Annotated in this window: 19 protein-coding genes; 9 read left to right on the forward strand and 10 right to left on the reverse strand. The window is 71.9% G+C overall.

All coding sequences use genetic code 11. The features are described from left to right. Window positions 1–66 precede the first annotated feature (66 nt). Both trxA and RKE38_RS08280 read left to right on the forward strand, forming a co-directional pair. Window positions 67–393 carry a thioredoxin gene (gene trxA, locus RKE38_RS08275; RefSeq protein ID WP_310152078.1) on the forward strand — a complete coding sequence of 109 codons (327 nt, stop codon included), beginning with the start codon at window positions 67–69 and terminating at the stop codon, window positions 391–393. A gap of 306 nt (window positions 394–699) precedes the next feature. Beyond that, on the forward strand, window positions 700–1,875 hold the full coding sequence (locus RKE38_RS08280; protein ID WP_316006962.1) for an N-acetylmuramoyl-L-alanine amidase: 1,176 nt from the start codon (window positions 700–702) through the stop codon (window positions 1,873–1,875). Between the two features lie 203 nt (window positions 1,876–2,078). On the opposite strand, the gene RKE38_RS08285 is transcribed toward RKE38_RS08280, so the two are convergent. The 8 genes from RKE38_RS08285 to rpmH all read right to left on the reverse strand — a co-directional run bounded on the left by RKE38_RS08285 (window position 2,079) and on the right by rpmH (window position 8,135). After that, the gene (locus tag RKE38_RS08285; protein WP_316006963.1) at window positions 2,079–3,233 is read right to left on the reverse strand and encodes a ParB/RepB/Spo0J family partition protein; all 1,155 of its coding nucleotides are present in this window, start codon (window positions 3,231–3,233) and stop codon (window positions 2,079–2,081) included. A 14-nt stretch (window positions 3,234–3,247) separates the two neighbouring features. Next, the gene (locus tag RKE38_RS08290) at window positions 3,248–4,276 is read right to left on the reverse strand and encodes a ParA family protein (protein ID WP_316006964.1); all 1,029 of its coding nucleotides are present in this window, start codon (window positions 4,274–4,276) and stop codon (window positions 3,248–3,250) included. Window positions 4,277–4,656: 380 nt separating this feature from the next. Further along, window positions 4,657–5,283, reverse strand: a complete 627-nt coding sequence (rsmG, locus tag RKE38_RS08295; protein WP_316006965.1) for a 16S rRNA (guanine(527)-N(7))-methyltransferase RsmG — start codon at window positions 5,281–5,283, stop codon at window positions 4,657–4,659. A gap of 255 nt (window positions 5,284–5,538) precedes the next feature. Further along, entirely contained in the window at window positions 5,539–6,180 is a 642-nt protein-coding gene (locus RKE38_RS08300; protein WP_316006966.1) for a protein jag, read from the reverse strand. Window positions 6,181–6,190: 10 nt separating this feature from the next. Then, window positions 6,191–7,249 carry a membrane protein insertase YidC gene (gene yidC / locus RKE38_RS08305; protein WP_316006967.1) on the reverse strand — a complete coding sequence of 353 codons (1,059 nt, stop codon included), beginning with the start codon at window positions 7,247–7,249 and terminating at the stop codon, window positions 6,191–6,193. A gap of 96 nt (window positions 7,250–7,345) precedes the next feature. Next, complete coding sequence (yidD, locus tag RKE38_RS08310; RefSeq protein WP_316006968.1) at window positions 7,346–7,621, reverse strand: membrane protein insertion efficiency factor YidD; 276 nt, start codon at window positions 7,619–7,621, stop codon at window positions 7,346–7,348. After that, window positions 7,618–7,986 (reverse strand): ribonuclease P protein component, encoded by a 369-nt coding sequence (gene rnpA / locus RKE38_RS08315; RefSeq protein WP_316006969.1) that lies wholly within the window; start codon window positions 7,984–7,986, stop codon window positions 7,618–7,620. Before rnpA ends, yidD begins: the two co-directional genes overlap by 4 nt. A gap of 11 nt (window positions 7,987–7,997) precedes the next feature. Further along, on the reverse strand, window positions 7,998–8,135 hold the full coding sequence (gene rpmH, locus RKE38_RS08320) for a 50S ribosomal protein L34 (RefSeq protein ID WP_106297453.1): 138 nt from the start codon (window positions 8,133–8,135) through the stop codon (window positions 7,998–8,000). Window positions 8,136–8,578: 443 nt separating this feature from the next. On the opposite strand from rpmH, the gene dnaA reads away from it, so the two are divergent. Beyond that, window positions 8,579–10,048, forward strand: a complete 1,470-nt coding sequence (gene dnaA / locus RKE38_RS08325; protein ID WP_316006970.1) for a chromosomal replication initiator protein DnaA — start codon at window positions 8,579–8,581, stop codon at window positions 10,046–10,048. A gap of 69 nt (window positions 10,049–10,117) precedes the next feature. On the opposite strand, the gene RKE38_RS08330 is transcribed toward dnaA, so the two are convergent. Then, a complete protein-coding gene (locus tag RKE38_RS08330; RefSeq protein ID WP_316006971.1) occupies window positions 10,118–10,624 on the reverse strand; it encodes a nitroreductase/quinone reductase family protein in 507 nt (168 codons plus the stop codon). Between the two features lie 124 nt (window positions 10,625–10,748). Between RKE38_RS08330 and RKE38_RS08335 the strand changes: the two genes are divergently transcribed. The 5 genes from RKE38_RS08335 (at window position 10,749) to RKE38_RS08355 (ending at window position 16,466) form a co-directional block, all read left to right on the forward strand. Then, entirely contained in the window at window positions 10,749–11,465 is a 717-nt protein-coding gene (locus RKE38_RS08335) for a TetR/AcrR family transcriptional regulator (protein ID WP_316006972.1), read from the forward strand. 752 nt (window positions 11,466–12,217) lie between these two features. Further along, window positions 12,218–13,351, forward strand: coding sequence for a DNA polymerase III subunit beta (gene dnaN, locus RKE38_RS08340; protein WP_316007617.1), 1,134 nt, complete (start codon window positions 12,218–12,220; stop codon window positions 13,349–13,351). Between the two features lie 154 nt (window positions 13,352–13,505). Beyond that, window positions 13,506–14,600 carry a phosphogluconate dehydrogenase (NAD(+)-dependent, decarboxylating) gene (gene gnd, locus RKE38_RS08345; protein WP_316006973.1) on the forward strand — a complete coding sequence of 365 codons (1,095 nt, stop codon included), beginning with the start codon at window positions 13,506–13,508 and terminating at the stop codon, window positions 14,598–14,600. Window positions 14,601–14,635: 35 nt separating this feature from the next. After that, window positions 14,636–15,835, forward strand: a complete 1,200-nt coding sequence (gene recF / locus RKE38_RS08350; RefSeq protein ID WP_316006974.1) for a DNA replication/repair protein RecF — start codon at window positions 14,636–14,638, stop codon at window positions 15,833–15,835. Then, complete coding sequence (locus tag RKE38_RS08355; RefSeq protein WP_316006975.1) at window positions 15,828–16,466, forward strand: DUF721 domain-containing protein; 639 nt, start codon at window positions 15,828–15,830, stop codon at window positions 16,464–16,466. Before recF ends, RKE38_RS08355 begins: the two co-directional genes overlap by 8 nt. Window positions 16,467–16,500: 34 nt before the next feature. Here RKE38_RS08355 and RKE38_RS08360 read toward each other — a convergent pair whose 3' ends face one another. Continuing rightward, on the reverse strand, window positions 16,501–17,178 hold the full coding sequence (locus RKE38_RS08360) for a Crp/Fnr family transcriptional regulator (protein ID WP_316006976.1): 678 nt from the start codon (window positions 17,176–17,178) through the stop codon (window positions 16,501–16,503). A gap of 105 nt (window positions 17,179–17,283) precedes the next feature. Here RKE38_RS08360 and RKE38_RS08365 point away from each other — a divergent pair, with 105 nt between their 5' ends. Then, complete coding sequence (locus tag RKE38_RS08365; protein WP_316006977.1) at window positions 17,284–17,466, forward strand: hypothetical protein; 183 nt, start codon at window positions 17,284–17,286, stop codon at window positions 17,464–17,466. Window positions 17,467–17,486: the final 20 nt, after the last annotated feature.

Consider the following 17,486-nt stretch of genomic DNA (forward strand, 5'->3'; position numbering starts at 1 on the left):
CGGCCTGCGACGCTGGCCGTGATCCTTCCCGAACCCCCTAGAAGCACCACCGAAAGGAGCCCCCGAGTGGGAGCCATCAAGGACACCACGGACGCCACCTTCGAGGCGGACGTCCTCAAGAACGACAAGCCGGTCCTGGTGGACTTCTGGGCGCCCTGGTGCGGTCCGTGCCGCGCCGTCGCCCCGATCCTCGAGGAGCTGGCCGAGCAGCACAAGGACAAGATCGAGGTCGTCAAGCTCAACACCGACGAGAACGTCCAGGTGAGCAGCCGCTACGGCATCACCGGCATCCCGACGCTCAACGTCTACGTGGGTGGCGAGGTCGTCAAGACCCTCGTCGGCGCCCTCCCCAAGCCCAAGCTGGTCCGCGAGCTCGCCGACTACCTGGGCTGACCCCCGTCGCGGCACCTCCGGGTGCCGCCGGCGCCGGTGCACGACGACGTATGCCGGCCGCGTCCCTCCCGGGACCGGCCGGCATCGTCGTCCCCGGGGCGTCGTCGCCCGTGGGTCCGGGCCGCGGTTGAGGTTGGTGCGCGGCGCCCACCTGACCTAGGCTCGGACGTCACCACCATCCCGGTGGTCCGTCGCCATGCGCCCCTGACCTGCACAGACGCGGTCGAGGCACTCCGCCGGGTCCTCGCCACCACAGCGTGGGAACCCGCCCCATCCACCCGTCCCGACCCGCCGCACGGAGGTCTCGTGTCCGACAGCAAGCAGGGCCTGCTGGGCCTCGGCAGCTCCGGCCCCGCCGTCGCCGACGTCCGGGCCCGGCTCTCCGCCCTCTCCCCCGCCCACCTGCCCGAGGGCGTGGCACCTGCCGGCCCCGGCGGCGACGAGGTGTTCGACGAGGGCCTGCAGCGCGCGGTCCGCGCCTTCCAGCAGCACAAGGGGCTCATCGTCGACGGCGTCGTGGGCGTCGAGACCTTCTCGGCGCTCGACGGCGCGCGGTGGAACCTCGGTGACCGCCTCCTCGTGCACACCCCCGGCCACCTGATGCGTGGCGACGACGTCACCGCCCTGCAGGAGCGGCTCAACACCCTCGGCTTCTCCGCCGGCCGGGTGGACGGTCGCTTCGGTCCCGACACCGAGCGTGCCGTGCGGGCGTTCCAGCGCGCCTACGGGCTGCCCGACGACGGGTCCGTCGGTCCCGCGACCCTGCGCGCGTTCCAGGACCTGCGCCGTTCGGTGTCGGGTGGCTCGGCCACCGTGCTGCGCGAGCGCGAGCGGGTCCGCCGGTCGGGCCACAACCTCAGCGGGCGCACGGTCGTCCTCGACCCGGGCCACGGCGGCCCGAGCACGGGTGCCACCGGCAACGGCCTGGTCGAGTCCGAGATCGTCATGGACCTCGCCCGGCGCATCGAGGGTCGACTCACCGCCATCGGTGTCTCCGTGGTCTTCACCCGCACCGAGCACACCGACCCGAGCGAGGAGGAGCGCGCCGCGATCGCCAACGCGGCCGGCGCCGACGTGGTGCTGTCGCTGCACTGCGACTCCCACGAGGCGCGGGACGCCAGCGGCGTGGCCACGTTCTTCTTCGGCCGCGACCGCAAGACCGCCTGGTCGGCCGTCGGCGAGCAGCTGGCCGACCTCGTCCTGCGCGAGGTCGTCGCGCGCACCGGGCTGCCCAACTGCCGCTCGCACGGTCGCTCGTGGACCCTTTTGACCCACACGACGATGCCGGCGGTCCGCGTGGAGGCGGGCTACCTCTCGCACCCAGACGACGCCCGACGGCTGGCGGACACGGCCTTCCGCGACGTGCTCGCCGAGGCGGTCCTGGTCAGCCTGCAGCGCCTGTACCTCGGTGACGACGACACCGCGACCACCGGCGTCCTGCGCCTCGGCGACCTGCGCGCCTACCTGGCCGCCCACGGCTGACCGGTCTCCCGCGAACAGCGATCCCCGTCGCACGACTAAGCCCGAATTCCCTTGCCTGACAAGGGGATTCGGGCTTTGTCGTAGTGCTGCTGGGGGCTGAGCCTCCGTGCGGACGAGCGCCGAGCGGCGGTCAACCCAGGGAGTTGGACCGGGGTCGGCTCCGGGGGTGGACCGGGTGGTCGGCCCCCGGTTCAGCCGCGGGGTCAGCCGCGGGGGTCCACGCCGAGCAGGTCGACGATCCGGTTGAGGTCCTCCACCGACGCGAACTCCACGGTCAGCTTGCCCTTGCGCTGACCGAGGGCGATGGCGACACGGGTGTCGAACCGGTCGGAGAGCCGGGCGGCCAGGTCGTCCAGCTGGGGGTGGCGGCTGCCGGCGCGGGGTCGCCGCGGCTTGGCCTTCTCGCCCAGGTCCGCGCCGAGCGCGACGATCTCCTCGACGCTGCGCACGCTCAGGCCCTCGGCCACGATCCGCTGGGCCAGGCGCTCCATCGCGCCGCCGTCCTCGAGGGACAGCAGTGCCCGGGCGTGACCTGCGGACAGGACGCCGGCCGCGACCCGGCGGGCCACCATCGGCGGCAGCTTCAGCAGGCGCAGGGTGTTGGAGATCTGCGGGCGCGACCGGCCGATCCGGCCGGCGAGCTCGTCGTGGGTGCAGCCGAAGTCCTCGAGCAGCTGGCTGTAGGCGGCCGCCTCCTCCAGCGGGTTGAGCTGGCTGCGGTGCAGGTTCTCCAGCAACGCGTCGCGCAGGAGGTCGTCGTCCTCGGTCTCCTTGACGATCGCGGGGACCGTCTCCTTGCCGGCCTCGCGGGAGGCACGCCAGCGACGCTCACCCATGATGAGCTCGTACCGCACGCCCTCGGGGACGTCACCGTCCCGGCCGGCCGAAACGGGCCGGACGACCACGGGCTGGAGCACGCCGATCTCGCGGATCGAGTGGACGAGCTCGGCCATGTCGTCCTCGTCGAAGACCGAGCGCGGCTGGCGAGGGTTGGGCCGGATCTCGTCGAGCGGGATCTCGCCGTAGGAGGCCCCCGGCACCGGCGCCAGGCCTGTGTCCGCGGGTTCCTGCGCTTCCATCGGCACGCCGTCCTGCTGCTCGGCAGCCTCCGCCTGCGCGGAGCTGGGCGTGGCCCCACCGACGGGGCCGGAGGTGCCGTCCTGCTGCCCCCCGGAGGTCGCGGCGGCTCCGTCCGTGGTGGCGTCCGCCGCACCCAGCTCGGCGGCCGCGTCACCGTCGGTGGTGGCGGGCCGCTGGTCGGGGAAGAACACGTCGACCGGACGGCTGGTCGCGTTCGCGGGAGCGTTGGGGATCAGGGCACCCAGGCCTCGGCCGAGCGCACGGCGCTTCTCACTCATCGGCTGGTTCTCTCTCAGTTCTGCGCGCGAGCGCTGGTGGTCGGGGTGGCGCCACGGTCGGCGAGCTCGGCTGCCGCCCCGAGGTAGGACAGGGCGCCGCTGGAGTTGGGGTCGTACGTCATGACGGTCTGCCCGTGGCTCGGCGCCTCGGAGATCCGGACGCTGCGCGGGACGGTGTTGCGCAGCACCTGGTCCGGGAAGTGAGCCCGCACCTCCTCGGCGACCTGCGCCGACAGCCGGGTCCGGCCGTCGTACATCGTCAGGAGGATCGTCGACACGTGCAGGGTCGGATTGAGGTGGCTGCGGATCAGCTCGATGTTCTTGAGGAGCTGGGACAGGCCCTCGAGCGCGTAGTACTCGCACTGGATGGGGATGAAGACCTCATGGGCTGCGACGAACGCGTTGACCGTGAGGAGCCCGAGGCTCGGCGGGCAGTCGATGAGCACGTAGTCCGGCACCGCCTCCCCTGCGGCGGTCGTGTGATCCAGGTAGGCGGTGATCGCCTTCTGCAGACGGGTCTCCCGAGCGACCAGCGAGACGAGCTCGATCTCCGCGCCTGCCAGGTCGATGGTGGCCGGTGCGCACCACAGCCCCGGGATGTCCGGGCACTCCTGCACCACCTCGGCGATGGGGGTTCCCTCCACCAGCACGTCGTAGATGCTGATGACCTCGGAGTGGTGCTCGATCCCCAGCGCGGTGCTTGCGTTGCCCTGCGGGTCGATGTCGATGACGAGCACCGTCAGGCCGGCCTGGGCGAGGGCGGCCGCGATGTTCACGGTGGTCGTGGTCTTGCCCACGCCGCCCTTCTGGTTCGCGACGGTGAGCACGCGGGTCGCGGCCGGCTTGGGAAAGACGCGCCCGGTCAGCGCGATGCGCTTGCGCGCATCCTCGGCGACAGCGAGGGCGAGAGGGGTGTCCGCGTCAACGCGGGGCAGGGACGACGCCAACTCGTCACGCTCGTCTGTTTCACGTGAAACGGACACCGCTGCCAGCGCGTGCGCGGCCGCCTCGGCGTCGCCGACGACAGGGGTGGCGGGGACCATGGTTCCTGCGGCGACCTCACCGCCTGCGTTGTCGGCTTCGGAGAGTGTGTCCGCGGGAGGGGTTGGGGCGGGAGCGGAAGCGTCCGTTTCACGTGAAACAGAGTCCTCGCCCGGCGCGCCCTCTGCGCCGGCCGCGCCGTCCAGCCCGGGCCACCCCAAGGCACCCGTCGGGTGGCCCGCCAGCGAGGGCCAGCCCAACCCACGGTCGAGGTGTCGTACCGCCGTGCTCACTCTGTCTCCTTGCTGGCCATGGACATCATCCAACCCTATGGGGCCGACGCCGGTCCGCGCGGGAGGCAGGTCCGTCCGCCACCCTCCCGCCGCCTGGTGTCGGGTGCAGCCCGTCATCACGTCGCGTCCCTCCGGTGCGCTGTTCACGCTCACCCGGATCGGCGCCGGGACCGTCGTCGTTCCTTCGCCGCCCCGGAGGAGGCGCGTGGGGTCACCGTGACCCGGACCACGAGCGTGGGCGGGTCGACCAGCCCCGAGCCGTAGGTCTCGATGCACGCCTCGGTCATGCCGAGCCGTCGAAGGACCGGCTCCTGGGCCGCGAGCTCGTCAGCGGCCGACGACCCCTTGAGGGCGACGAGCTGACCACCCGGGACGAGGAGGGGGAAGGTCCACCGCGCGAGCTTGTCGATCCGGGCCACGGCCCGGGCGGTGGCATACGGCACCTGCAGCTGGCCGTGGAGCTCCTCGGCCCGCGCGCGGAGGACGGTGACGTCGTCGAGTGCGAGCTCCTCGACAGTGTGCTCGAGCCATGTCGTGCGCCGCAGGAGTGGCTCGACGAGGTGCAGCGTGAGGTCCGGACGGGCGATGGCCAGTGCCAGACCGGGCAGCCCCGCGCCCGAGCCGACGTCGGCGATGGCGGCTCCCTGAGGGAACGCGTCGTGCACGACGGCGCAGTTGAGGATGTGGCGCTCCCAGAGGATAGGGACTTCACGCGGACCGATGAGTCCGTGCGAGACCCCGGTGTCCGCGAGGATCTCGGCGAACCTGGTTGCCACTCCGAGACGCTCGCCGAACACGGCCGCGGCGGCCGGGGGTGGTTCGGGGGCGGGCTGGGACTCGGCAGCCGGCTGGGACTCGGTAGCCGGCTGGGATCCGGTTGCCGGCTGGGATCCGGGTTCAGCGAGGGCTCCGGTGGAGCGGGTGGGGTCGGGGTCAGACGCGACGGGCGCGGCACCGGGGGTTCCGGTACCGCGCCCGTCGTCGGCGCCGTCGTGGCGAGTCGTCATGCGCGCTGTTTCACGTGAAACGGATCAGGACGCGGCCGGGCGCACCACGACGTGACGCCGCGGCTCCACCCCGTCGGACTCCGAGACCAGACCGGCGGCCAGGACCTCGTCGTGGACGACCTTGCGCTCGAACGCGCTCATGGGGTCGAGGGCCACCGAGGCGTTGCTGCGCTTCACCTCGGCGATGGCCTCCTGCGCGACCGCGACCAGGGCGGCGCGGCGCTCGGCCCGGTGGCCGGCCACGTCGAGCATGAGGCGGCTGCGCTCACCGGTGGCCGACTGGACGGCGAGCCGGGTGAGCTCCTGCAGGGCGTCGAGCACCTTGCCGTCCTGGCCGACGAGGCGGCGCGGCACCCGACCGTCCTCGGAGTCGACGATGGAGACCGACGCACGGTCCCCGTCGATGTCGACGTCGATGTCCCCGTCGAGGTCGGCGATGTCGAGCAGGGTCTCGAGGAAGTCGGCAGCGACCTCCCCCTCGCGCTCGAGGTCGGCGCGCCCGCGCGAGCGCGCCGGGGCGACGGCCCCCTCGGCATCCACAGCGGACTCCTCGGCAGCGGCCTCCGGTGCAGTCGCCTCGGTGTCCGCCTGCGGCGTGGTGGGGGCGTCGTCAGGGGAACCGGCGACGGTCGTCGTCGCCTCGGTCACGGTGTCGTGCTCGCTCATGGTGTCGCTCTCAGTTGTCGGTGTGGGGCTTGTTCTCGGCGACCGCCGAGCTGCTCGCGCCCGAGGACGGGGTCTTGGCCGGGCTCTTGCCCTGCGCGCCGTTGGGGCCCTTGGCCGCCGGCGCCTTCTTCTTCTTCTTACGGCTGGGCTGCTGGCGCTGGCCGGAGACCGGCTTGGCCTCCTCGGCCGAGCCCTGGTCCAGGCCCTTGACGGTGAACTCCTCGTGCACCTTCCCGCGCTTGGCCTTGCGCTCACGCAGCGCCTGCTCCGCGGGGGAGCCGGGGGCCGGCATGCGACGGATCACGTAGAACTGCTGGCACATCGACCACACGTTGGTGGTGAGCCAGTAGAGCAGGACACCGATGGGGAAGTTGACGCCGGAGATCGCGAAGAACAGCGGCATCACGTAGAGCAGGACCTTCTGCTGCCGCGCGAACGGGTTGTCCAGCGCGGACGCCGGCATGTTCTTGCGCATGAGCTGGTGCTGCGTGGTGAACGTCGACAGCGACATCAGCACGATGAGGACGACGGTCACGACCTTGACGGTCACCGTGTCCGAGCCCATGAACTTGTCGGAGAGCTGGGCGCCGAAGAGGGTCGACTGCTCGGCCTGGCGGGCGAGGTCGCGCGTGATCGGGCCGATGGTGTCCTTGGTGCCGGCGGCCATGCCCTGCAGGCCGTTGAGCACCCGGAAGAGGCCGAAGAAGAATGGCGACTGCAGCAGGATCGGCAGGCACGAGCTGAACGGGTTGGTCCCGGTCCGCTTGTACAGGTCCATGGTCTCCTGCGTCATGGCCTGACGGGAGTCCGGGTCGTTCTTGCCCTTGTACTTGGCCTGGATCTTCTGCATCTCGGGCTGGATGAGCTGCATCCGCCGCGAGGCGTGGATCTGCTTGACGAACAGCGGGATCATCGCCGCCCGCATCACGACCACGAGGCCGATGATCGACATGACCCAGGCGAAGCCGGATGCCGGCGGGATCCCGATGGCGGTGAACAGGCTGTGCCAGCCGTACAGGATCCAGGCGACGATCCACTCGAACGGGTAGACCAGGGAGCTGAAACTCATCGTGTCCTCAATCTGGTGATGGTCCCGTTGGGGTCCCACCGGTGGTCCGGTCCCCGGCGGTGCGCCGCAGGACCGGCAGGTCTGGTGTCTTCGGCCCTAGTGGGCGTGGGACGGGGTGGCCGGCCGCTTCTCCGGCACGTGGTCCACCCCGCCGGGGGTCCACGGATGGCACCTGAGCAACCTCTTCAGCGCCAGCCAGGTTCCCGTGAACGGGCCGAACCGCCGGATCGCGGTGAGGGCGTATGCCGAGCAGGAGGGGTAGTAGCGGCAGGTCGGGGGCCGCATCGGGGAGATGACCTGCTGGTACACCACGATGAGGCCGATGAGCGGGGCCGCGGCCACCTTCTGCAGGGTCCTGCCGACGTCGCTCATGCCCGTGCACCACCCAACCGACCGAGGACACGTCCCAGCAGACGGTCCAGCTCTGCACCCAGGGCAGACGAATCCGCCTGTGCCGCAACAGGATTCGCGCGGACGACCACGTCGGTACCCGCGGGGACGTCCCGGATCCGGGCCGCCATCAGTGCCCGCAGCCGGCGCTTGGTCCGGTTGCGGACGACGGCCGTGCCCACGGCCTTGGAGACAACAAAACCGACCCGCGGCGGTTGTCCCGCACGCGCGTCGGTCTGGTTGGCGTGGACCACGATCAGCGTGGAGCCGGCCCGGGCTCCCCTGGGGCCCCGGAGCGCTGCGGCGAAGTCCGAGCTCGCACGGAGCCGGTGCCCCGCCGGCAGCATCGGGGTCTGCCTCAGGCGGAGAGCTCGGAGCGACCCTTGCGACGACGGGCCGACAGGATGGCGCGGCCCGCACGGGTGCGCATCCGCAGGCGGAAGCCGTGGGTCTTGGCCCGGCGGCGGTTGTTCGGCTGGAAAGTACGCTTGCTCACGAGGTTCTCCGTTGCTGGTCAGGCCCGGCGGGCCTGATGAGTCGGGGTGGGCGCCTGGCCGGCCGCAATCGGAAACCCGCCACGACGGACCGGCGGTACGACCACCGGGAACGGGCGTCACGGGCATGCGAAAACGGCCGACAGGCCTGCTCCACGGTACGCGAGCGCGCCGCACAGGGTCAAACCAGCACGGCTCCGCCTGACAGGGCTGCCCATTACCAGCACGAATCGTCCCTTTCCGGCCCGACACGCCGGACAGCGGGGCACGAGGCCGTGCTCAGGACGCCCATTTTCGCGGATCCGGTTGCTCCGCGGTCTCGCGACTTGTTACGGTCCCCCCTTGTCCCGCGTTCCCCACAGGTTGTGGACAAACATGTGGACAAGGCACCATGACCCTGCGACAAGGGCAGCACCGCACAGACGTCGAAAGGGATGTGGACCTCGTGAGCCAAGCCGATCTGGACTATGCACAGATCTGGCAGAACACGATCACGACCCTGGACGCCGACGGGCTCCCCGTCCGTGAGCGCGCGTTCCTGAGCCTCGGCCGCCTCGCCGGCCTGCTCGACGGCACCGCCGTGGTCAAGGTCCCCAACGACTACACCAAGGACGTCCTCGAGCAGCGCATCCGCGAGGCCGTCACCCGGGCCCTGTCCGACCAGCTCGGCGCCCCCGTCCACCTGGCCGTGACCGTGGACCCCGCGCTGGACACGGTCACCGAGGACACCGTCGGCACCGGTCCGGGTCCCGCCGCGGCATACGACGGCCACTCCAACCAGCCGCAGCCGGCGCCGCCCCTCACCCCGCCGGTGAGCGTGCCGATCCCGGCGGCGGAGCCCCAACGCCTACCCCGCGCCGAGGTGGTGGCCACGGACGAGTCCGCGACGCGGCTCAACCCGAAGTACACCTTCGACACCTTCGTCATCGGGGCGAGCAACCGGTTCGCCCACGCGGCGGCGGTCGCGGTCGCGGAGGCGCCGGCCAAGGCGTACAACCCGCTGTTCGTCTACGGCGAGTCCGGGCTGGGCAAGACCCACCTGCTGCACGCGATCGGCCACTACGCGCGCAACCTCTACCCGCACGTCAAGGTGCGCTACGTGAACTCCGAGGAGTTCACCAACGACTTCATCAACAGCATCCGCGACGACAAGGCCGCCAACTTCCAGAAGCGGTACCGCGACGTCGACGTCCTGCTCATCGACGACATCCAGTTCCTGCAGGGCAAGGTGCAGACGCAGGAGGAGTTCTTCCACACCTTCAACACGCTGCACAACGCGAACAAGCAGGTGGTCATCACCAGCGACCTGCCGCCGAAGCTGCTCAGCGGCTTCGAGGAGCGGATGCGCAGCCGGTTCGAGTGGGGGCTGCTCACCGACGTCCAGCCGCCCGACCTCGAGACCCGCATCGCGATCCTGCGCAAGAAGGCCATCCAGGAGCGGATGAGCGCACCCGACGAGGTGCTCGAGTTCATCGCGAGCCGCATCTCGACGAACATCCGCGAGCTCGAGGGTGCCCTCATCCGGGTGACGGCGTTCGCCAGCCTGAACCGGCAGAGCGTCGACATGGGCCTGGCCGAGATCGTGCTGCGCGACCTCATCCCCACCGAGCAGGGCAGCCAGATCACGAGCGCGACGATCATGGCCCAGACCGCGGCCTACTTCGGGCTCACCATCGAGGACCTGTGCGGCACGTCCCGCTCCCGGGTCCTGGTGACGGCCAGGCAGATCGCGATGTACCTGTGCCGCGAGCTCACCGACCTGTCCCTGCCGAAGATTGGCCAGCAGTTCGGCGGCCGCGACCACACCACCGTCATGCACGCGGACAAGAAGATCCGCCAGCTCATGGCCGAGCGCCGGGCGATCTACAACCAGGTCACCGAGCTCACCAACCGGATCAAGCAGCAGTCCCGCTGACCGTCGCCGCCCGGCGCGGCCGGTCGGGCGACGCCGGGTCGGGCGACGCCGGGAGCCGGTGGGGCCGGGTCAGGCGACCGCGGTGTGCCGGGGGGCCGGCTCGATCTCGAAGACGGGGAAGCCGGGCGCCGCCGCGAGCAGCTGCTCGTCACTGGAGTCCTTGTCGAGGTCCTCGAAGAACTGGCCGACCTCCCACGCCCACCGGCGCAGGTACTCCCGCATCACCGGCAGCTTCTCGTGGTCCGGCACCTCGGTGGCGGTGAAGGCCTCGGCCCGCCGGCCCAGCCGCAGCTCGCCCGCCCCCACCACGCGCAGGTTGCGCACCCACTGGGTGTGCCCGCGCGGGGCCAGCAGGTAGCGCCGGCCGTCGACGACCAAGGGGTTCACCGGGGTCGTGCGCCACTGCCCGCTCGTGCGACCGCAGACGGCCAGGATCCGCGAGCCGGCGAGGGAGACGCCGCGGGCGGTGAGCCAGGCGACGGTCCCGTTCGTCAGGCGCAGCGTCCGCCGGGCGCCTGCGGTCGTGGGCATGACGTACCGCTCGCTGGTGCGGGGTTGGGGAGTCTTGCCGGTCATGGTTTAAGCCTTCCGTGAGCACTGCTCTCTGTTTGGTCCCATGGAACTCCCGACCGCCCCGCCATGTCAAGAGCACTGCTCACAAAAGTGAGCAGTGCTCCCAAGACTGTGGCAGGATCGCCGTATGCCGACCGGTGGAGGAGTGCGCGCGCGGCACCGCGCGGCGGTGGAGGCGGACATCGTCGAGATCGGGCGTCGGCACCTCGCCCGCGACGGGGCCGCCGCCCTGTCCCTGCGCGCCATCGCCCGCGACCTCGGCATGGTGTCCTCGGCGCTGTACCGGTACGTCGCCAACCGCGACGACCTGCTCACCCTGCTCATCGTCGCCTCCTACACCTCGCTCGCCGACGAGGTCGAGCGGGCGCACGACGCGGTCGACGCCGACGACCTCGCGGGCAGGTGGCGGGCGATCGCAGGCGCGATGCGGCACTGGGCGCTCGCCAGGCCGCACGAGTACGCGCTCCTGTACGGGTCGCCGGTGCCGGACTACGCCGCGCCCGCGGAGCGCACCACGGAGCCGGGCACCCGCGTGCTGGCCCTCGTGCTCCACCTGCTCGACGACGCCGTCCGGTCCGGCCGGCTGGCGACCACCCGCGCGGACCTGTCCACGGCAGCAGGTGCGCGCGCCAGCGCCGAGCGGATGCTGACCGACTCCTTCTTCGCGGGCAGCAGCATCGACGCACAGGCGCTCCTGGCCGCCATGGCCGCGTGGTCGATGGTCATGGGGACACTCAGCGCCGAGGTCTTCGAGCAGCTCGGGCCGCAGACCGTGGCCGATCCGCAGTCCTGGTTCGACCACATGGTGGGCGTCGCGGGACGTCTCGTTCTCGCCGACGACTGACCGTGCACGGCTGGGGTCCCGGTGGCGCAGACACGGTCCACGGGCCGGGACCGGGCACCGTCCACGGGCTGTCCACCGTTCTCCACAACGTTGTCCACACCTGTGTCCACTCGTTCACCCCACGGCAACCTGCGCCGCGGCGTCGCCCGAACGGTGCTCAGCGCCGTCCCGGCATCCTCGTCCCGCAGCACGAAGGCCGACAGAACCGGACGAACCACCCGTGGTCCACACCTGTGGACAACTCTGTGGGTATGTGGGTGGGCCCACGGCCATCGTCCGAACGGACAGCCTTTCCCCCAGACCTGTGGACAACCGGTGGACAACCCGTGCACGGCACGCGGTGCGCTGGGGACCGGAGGCATGCGGGGTGTGGAGGCCCTGTGGGCGGCGATCGGTCGTCCACACCCGGGGCCAGCTCGTCCGCGGACCGGTCCACGCGGCATACACAGGGACAACGGGCCGCTGACCTGCGACGACGCGATTCGTCCACAGTTCCCACACCCCCTACAACGATGATGAGATCCCTCAACTCAGCAATCCCGCCCCGAGTACCAACCCGGCCCGACCCGCTCCGCCAACCGAACGACGAATGACAAGAACTGCGTGACAGCCGATTCCACCGATCCGGGTTGGCCGCACCGCGAGCGCCCACTAGGGTCGGTGCGAATTCCATCGGTGGCACCCCTGCTCGTCGATGGGCACATCCGAGCAGTGGGTCCGTGCGGTGGCCGGGCGTGAAGGGCGGTACAGCGGTGAAGTTCCGGGTCGAACGTGAGGTCCTCGCCGACGCCGTGACCTGGGTGGCCCGCGGCCTGCCGGCCCGACCTCCTGTCCCGGTGCTGGCCGGTGTCCTCATCGAGGCGAACGACGAGGGGTCGCTGACCCTGTCCGCGTTCGACTACGAGGTCTCCGCGAAGGTCACCGTCCCCGCCGACGTCAGCGAGGCCGGCACCGTCCTCGTGCTCGGCCGCCTGCTGGCCGACATCTCCCGCAACCTGCCGGCCAAGCCGGTCGACGTCACCACCGACGGCAGCAAGGTGTCGGTGACCTGCGGGTCCAGCCGGTTCAGCCTCATGCAGATGCCGGCCGACGACTACCCGACGCTGCCGACCGCCCCCGAGGCCAGCGGCACCATCGCCGGCGACGTCTTCACCAAGGCGGTCGCCCAGGTCTCGGTCGCGGCCGACCGCGGTGACACCCTCCCGATCCTCACCGGCGTGCGGGTCGAGATCGACGGCTCCAAGGTCACACTGCTCGCCACCGACCGGTACCGGCTGGCCATGCGCGAGCTCACCTGGAACCCCAACAGCACCGATGCGACGCACCTCGCGCTCGTCCCGGCCCGCACCCTCTCCGAGACCGCCAAGGCCCTCGGTGCCTCCGGCTCGATCGAGATCGCGCTCGGCTCCTCGGCAGGCGGCGACGGGCTCGTCGGGTTCGAGGCCGGCCAGCGCCGCACCACGACCCGCCTGCTCGACGGCGAGTACCCCAAGGTCACCTCGATCTTCCCGACCAGCGTCGACAGCGAGGCCGTGGTCTCGACCGGCGAGCTCGTCGAGGCGGTCAAGCGCGTCGCGCTCGTCGCCGAGCGCAACACTCCCGTGCGGCTGCGGTTCACCGACGGCCAGGTCGCCATCGAGGCCGGCACGGGTGACGACGCCCAGGCGTCCGAGGCGGTCGAGGCGACCCTCACCGGCCCCGAGCTCGAGATCGCGTTCAACCCCCAGTTCCTCCTCGACGGCCTGGGCGCCGTGGGGACGCCGTTCACGCGGCTGTCGTTCACCCAGCCCTCGCGCCCGGCCGTGCTGTCCGGCCAGGAGGAGCAGGACGGCGAGGCCGACACCTCCTACCGGTACGTCCTCATGCCGGTCCGCTTCGCCAGCTGACCCGTCGCGCTCCGGGCTCAGGACCCTCCTCGCTTCGCGGGGCGAGCACCCCCGGGCGTAGCCTGAGCCACGCCCCACCGGGCCTGCGGGTGTGCCTGGTGGCCGGCTCCGCGGCGTACCCGCTCCCCCTGCACAGCACGGAAAGGCTCCTCACATGCAGCTCGGTCTGATCGGTCTCGGCAAGATGGGCGGCAACATGCGCGAGCGGCTGCGCCGCGCAGGGCACGAGGTGATCGGGTTCGACTTCAACCCCGACATCTCCGACGTGAAGTCGCTCGCCGCGCTGGTCAAGGCCCTCGACGCCCCGCGCGTGGTCTGGGTGATGGTGCCGTCGGGCGACCCCACCCGCCAGACCGTGGCCAAGCTCGGCGACCTGCTCGAGAAGGGCGACCTGGTCATCGACGGCGGCAACAGCCGGTTCACCGACGACTTCGAGAACGAGAAGCTGCTCAAGGCCAAGGGCATCGGCTACGTGGACTGCGGCGTCTCCGGAGGCATCTGGGGCCTGGAGAACGGCTACGGCCTCATGGTCGGCGGCTCCGCGGCCAACGTGAAGAAGGCCATGCCGCTGTTCGACGCGCTGCGGCCCGAGGGCCCCCGCGAGGAGGGCTTCGTCCACGCGGGCAAGGTCGGTGCCGGGCACTACACGAAGATGGTCCACAACGGGATCGAGTACGGCCTGATGGCCGCCTACGCCGAGGGCTACGAGCTGCTCGAGGCCAAGGACATCGTCACCGACGTCCCGGGTGCCTTCAAGGCGTGGACCCGTGGCACGGTCGTCCGGTCCTGGCTGCTCGACCTGCTCGTCGACGCCCTCGAGAAGAACCCGCACCTGGAGGACGTCTCGGGCTACACCGTCGACTCCGGCGAGGGCCGCTGGACCGTCGAGGAGGCGATCGCCAACTCGGTGCCCATGCCGGTCATCTCGGCGTCGCTGTTCTCGCGGTTCGCCTCCCGCCAGCAGGAGTCCCCGACGATGCAGGCCGTCGCGGCGCTGCGCGGTGGGTTCGGTGGCCACCAGGTCATGACCGTCGCCGAGGGCGAGAAGCTGCGCGCCGAGGGTGCCCCCAAGCACGAGAAGGAGGCCCAGGCCAAGGTCGCGCCGAAGGAGAAGCCGACCAGGAGCGCCGCGAAGGCCGCCGCCAAGGGTCGCAAGGCCGCCTCGGCGGGACCCTCCTCGGGCACCGGGTCCACCGGTGGGTCGGGCGCGACCTCGGGCTCGGGGTCGACCCGCAAGCGCGGGCAGTGACCGCCGAACCCGCTGCGGGCTGATCGGCGGGGTCCGTGCACGTCCGTCACCTGTCCGTCGCCGACTTCCGCAGCTACGCGACGGCCGAGCTGCCGCTCGAGCCCGGGGTCACGACCCTCGTCGGCCTCAACGGCCAGGGCAAGACCAACCTCGTCGAGGCGATCGGCTACCTCGCGACCCTGTCCAGCCACCGGGTAGCGACCGACCAGCCCCTCGTCCGGTTCGGCGCGCAGCAGGCGGTGGTCCGCGGGGCGATCGTGCGCGAGGGCCGCGAGACCCTGCTCGAGCTCGAGCTCAACCCGGGTCGGGCGAACCGCGCCCGGCTCGGCCGGTCCCCGGTCTCGCGGCCGCGTGAGGTGCTCGGCACGCTGCGCACGGTGCTCTTCGCCCCCGAGGACCTGGCGCTCGTCAAGGGCGACCCCTCGGAGCGCCGCCGGTTCCTCGACGACCTGCTCGTGGCGCGGCAGCCGCGGTGGGCGGGCGTGCGCGGCGACTACGACAAGATCCTCAAGCAGCGCGGCGCCCTGCTGCGCTCGGCCCAGCCGGTGCTGCGCCGGGGTGGTCGGCGCCGGCCGCCGCGCCCCGGTGAGGAGTCCGAGGCGGACGCGCGAGCGTCGGCGCTGCACACCCTCGACGTGTGGAACGACCACCTCGCGACCGTCGGCTCCCAGCTGCTGTACGCCCGGCTGCGGCTCGTCCGCGACCTCGGCCCGTACCTGGGCAAGGCCTACGACGAGGTGAGCGCCGGCCAGTCCGACGCCCGCATCGCCTACAAGAGCTCGCTGCGCGAGGAGACGGCCGCCCGCATCGCCGCCGGCGAGGTGCCCGAGGTCGACGAGCTGCGGCGCGAGCTGCTGGCCACGCTGGAGGAGGTGCGCGACCGCGAGGTCGAGCGCGGCGTCTCCCTGGTCGGCCCGCACCGCGACGACCTGGTGCTCACCCTCGGCGAGCTGCCGGCGAAGGGGTACGCCAGCCACGGCGAGTCCTGGTCCTTCGCGCTGGGGCTCAAGCTCGCGGCATACCAGCTGCTGCGCCACGACCTCGGCGAGGACCCGGTCCTCATCCTCGACGACGTCTTCGCCGAGCTCGACTCGGGCCGGCGCGAGCGGCTCGCCGCGATGGTGGCCGACTGCGAGCAGGTGCTCATCACCGCGGCCGTCGAGGCGGACGTGCCGGCCGGTCTGGCCGGCCGGTCGTATGCCGTGACGCTGGGCGAGGTGGTCGAGCGTGCCTGAGCGGCGGGAACCCGGGGACGAGGCGCCGCGCGGGCTATCCACCGCGCTGCCGGCAGGCCCGGCCACCGGGCTCCCGGACGACGGGCCGGTCGACGACCCGGCGGGCGATGCGGACGGGGGGCCGGGAGCCGCGTCGGACCAGGAGGCGGAGGACGCCGCGGCCGCGGCCCTGCAGCGCGCTCGTGCGGCCGCCCGGGAGAAGGGGCTGCGTCCGGGCCTGAAGCCGATGCGCCGCCGCCGGCCGGGTGTCGACGGCAGTCGCGCCAACCGCGACGGCCGCGACCCGCTGCTGCTCGGCGACCAGATGGACCGGCTGCTCGTCGACCGCGGCTGGCAGGTCGACGTCGCGGTGGGGTCGGTGATGGGACGGTGGCCGCAGATCGTCGGGGACCAGGTGGCCCAGCACTGCACTCCGGTGACGTTCGAGGGCGGCGTGCTCACCGTGCGGGCCGACTCGACCGCCTGGACGGTGCAGCTCACCCTGCTCGAGTCGAGCATCATGGAGCGGATCGAGGCCGAGAGCGGCAAGGGCACGGTCAGCGCGCTCAAGATCGTCGGCCCGAGCGCACCGTCGTGGTCCCGTGGTCCCCGGCGCTCCCAGGGCCCGGGACCCCGCGACACCTACGGCTGAGCGACCAGCGCCCTCAGCCGGGGCATGCGCAGGGTCAGACCTCGGTCCGCAGCCGGGCCAGTGCCTCGTGATCGATGACCTCGATCCGACCGCGGTGCAGGCGAAGGATCCGGTCGGCCTCGAGGGCGCGCAGCACCCGGTTCGTCGTCGGTCGGGCGGCGCCCGCCAACTGGGCCAGGTCGGTCTGGGTGAGCGGGATGACCACCGTCCCTGCGGCGCCGTCGGCGTACTGGTCGCACAGGTCGAGCAGCCGGTGCACGACACGCCTGTCGCTGGACAGGTAGAGCGCCTCGACGAGCTGCTCGGAGAGCCGGCGGACCCGAGCGGACAACAGCGCAGCCAGGCGGTCGCCGATCACGGGGTACTGCGCCATGAGCCGCCGGAACTCCGCGAAGGTCATGACCAGGGTCACGGTCGGCTCCAGCGCGACGACGGTCGAGGAGCGACGCGCGTGCGCCGCGGGGAGGCTGACGTCCCCGAGCGCGCGACCGGGACCGATCACGCGGAACGCGGCCGAGTCGCCGAGCGGCGTGGTACGGCGCGCCAGTACCCGGCCCTGCGCCAGGAGGTGCAGCGTGTCGGCAGGGTCGCCCTCGTGGAAGAGCACGTCGCCGCGGGCGAAGGTGCGCCGCTGCATCCGCGCCAGCACCTGCCGGCGGACGTCGTCGGGCAGGTCGTCGAGCAGCTGCCACTGCATGGCCCAGTGCAGCACGCGACGCCTTCCTGTGTCACGACCGGCACACGTGCTCGGTGCCGGTCGGCACAGACGCCGCAGCGGCGCCTCGCGACGCTGGTCGTGCACGAGGAGGCGAGGACGATGAGCGGCACGACACCACGGCACGACCGGCACCACCACCACCCCGAGGTCCACAAGGTCAGCGGTCGCTGGGCCTGGTTCTGCGGGTGTGGCAGCGCATCGTGCCGCACGCGGCTCGACCCGGTGCCGTGGCACCAGGTGGTCGTCGAGGCGCTGGGGCACGCCACCACGATCGCCGCGTGAGCGGGTGGGTCCAGGGGTGT

The organism is Phycicoccus sp. M110.8, assembly GCF_032464895.1.
In the GTDB taxonomy this organism is placed as follows: domain Bacteria; phylum Actinomycetota; class Actinomycetes; order Actinomycetales; family Dermatophilaceae; genus Pedococcus.

What these genes read in the sequence shown, in the direction of transcription:
- RKE38_RS08285 (WP_316006963.1), bottom strand. Translation starts at nt 3,233, where the DNA reads ATGAGTGAGAAGCGCCGTGCGCTCGGCCGAGGCCTGGGTGCCCTGATC.
- RKE38_RS08290 (WP_316006964.1), bottom strand. Translation starts at nt 4,276, where the DNA reads ATGGTCCCCGCCACCCCTGTCGTCGGCGACGCCGAGGCGGCCGCGCAC.
- RKE38_RS08300 (WP_316006966.1), bottom strand. Translation starts at nt 6,180, where the DNA reads ATGAGCGAGCACGACACCGTGACCGAGGCGACGACGACCGTCGCCGGT.
- yidC (WP_316006967.1), bottom strand. Translation starts at nt 7,249, where the DNA reads ATGAGTTTCAGCTCCCTGGTCTACCCGTTCGAGTGGATCGTCGCCTGG.
- yidD (WP_316006968.1), bottom strand. Translation starts at nt 7,621, where the DNA reads ATGAGCGACGTCGGCAGGACCCTGCAGAAGGTGGCCGCGGCCCCGCTC.
- rnpA (WP_316006969.1), bottom strand. Translation starts at nt 7,986, where the DNA reads ATGCTGCCGGCGGGGCACCGGCTCCGTGCGAGCTCGGACTTCGCCGCA.
- RKE38_RS08330 (WP_316006971.1), bottom strand. Translation starts at nt 10,624, where the DNA reads ATGACCGGCAAGACTCCCCAACCCCGCACCAGCGAGCGGTACGTCATG.
- RKE38_RS08335 (WP_316006972.1), top strand. Translation starts at nt 10,749, where the DNA reads ATGCCGACCGGTGGAGGAGTGCGCGCGCGGCACCGCGCGGCGGTGGAG.
- gnd (WP_316006973.1), top strand. Translation starts at nt 13,506, where the DNA reads ATGCAGCTCGGTCTGATCGGTCTCGGCAAGATGGGCGGCAACATGCGC.
- RKE38_RS08365 (WP_316006977.1), top strand. Translation starts at nt 17,284, where the DNA reads ATGAGCGGCACGACACCACGGCACGACCGGCACCACCACCACCCCGAG.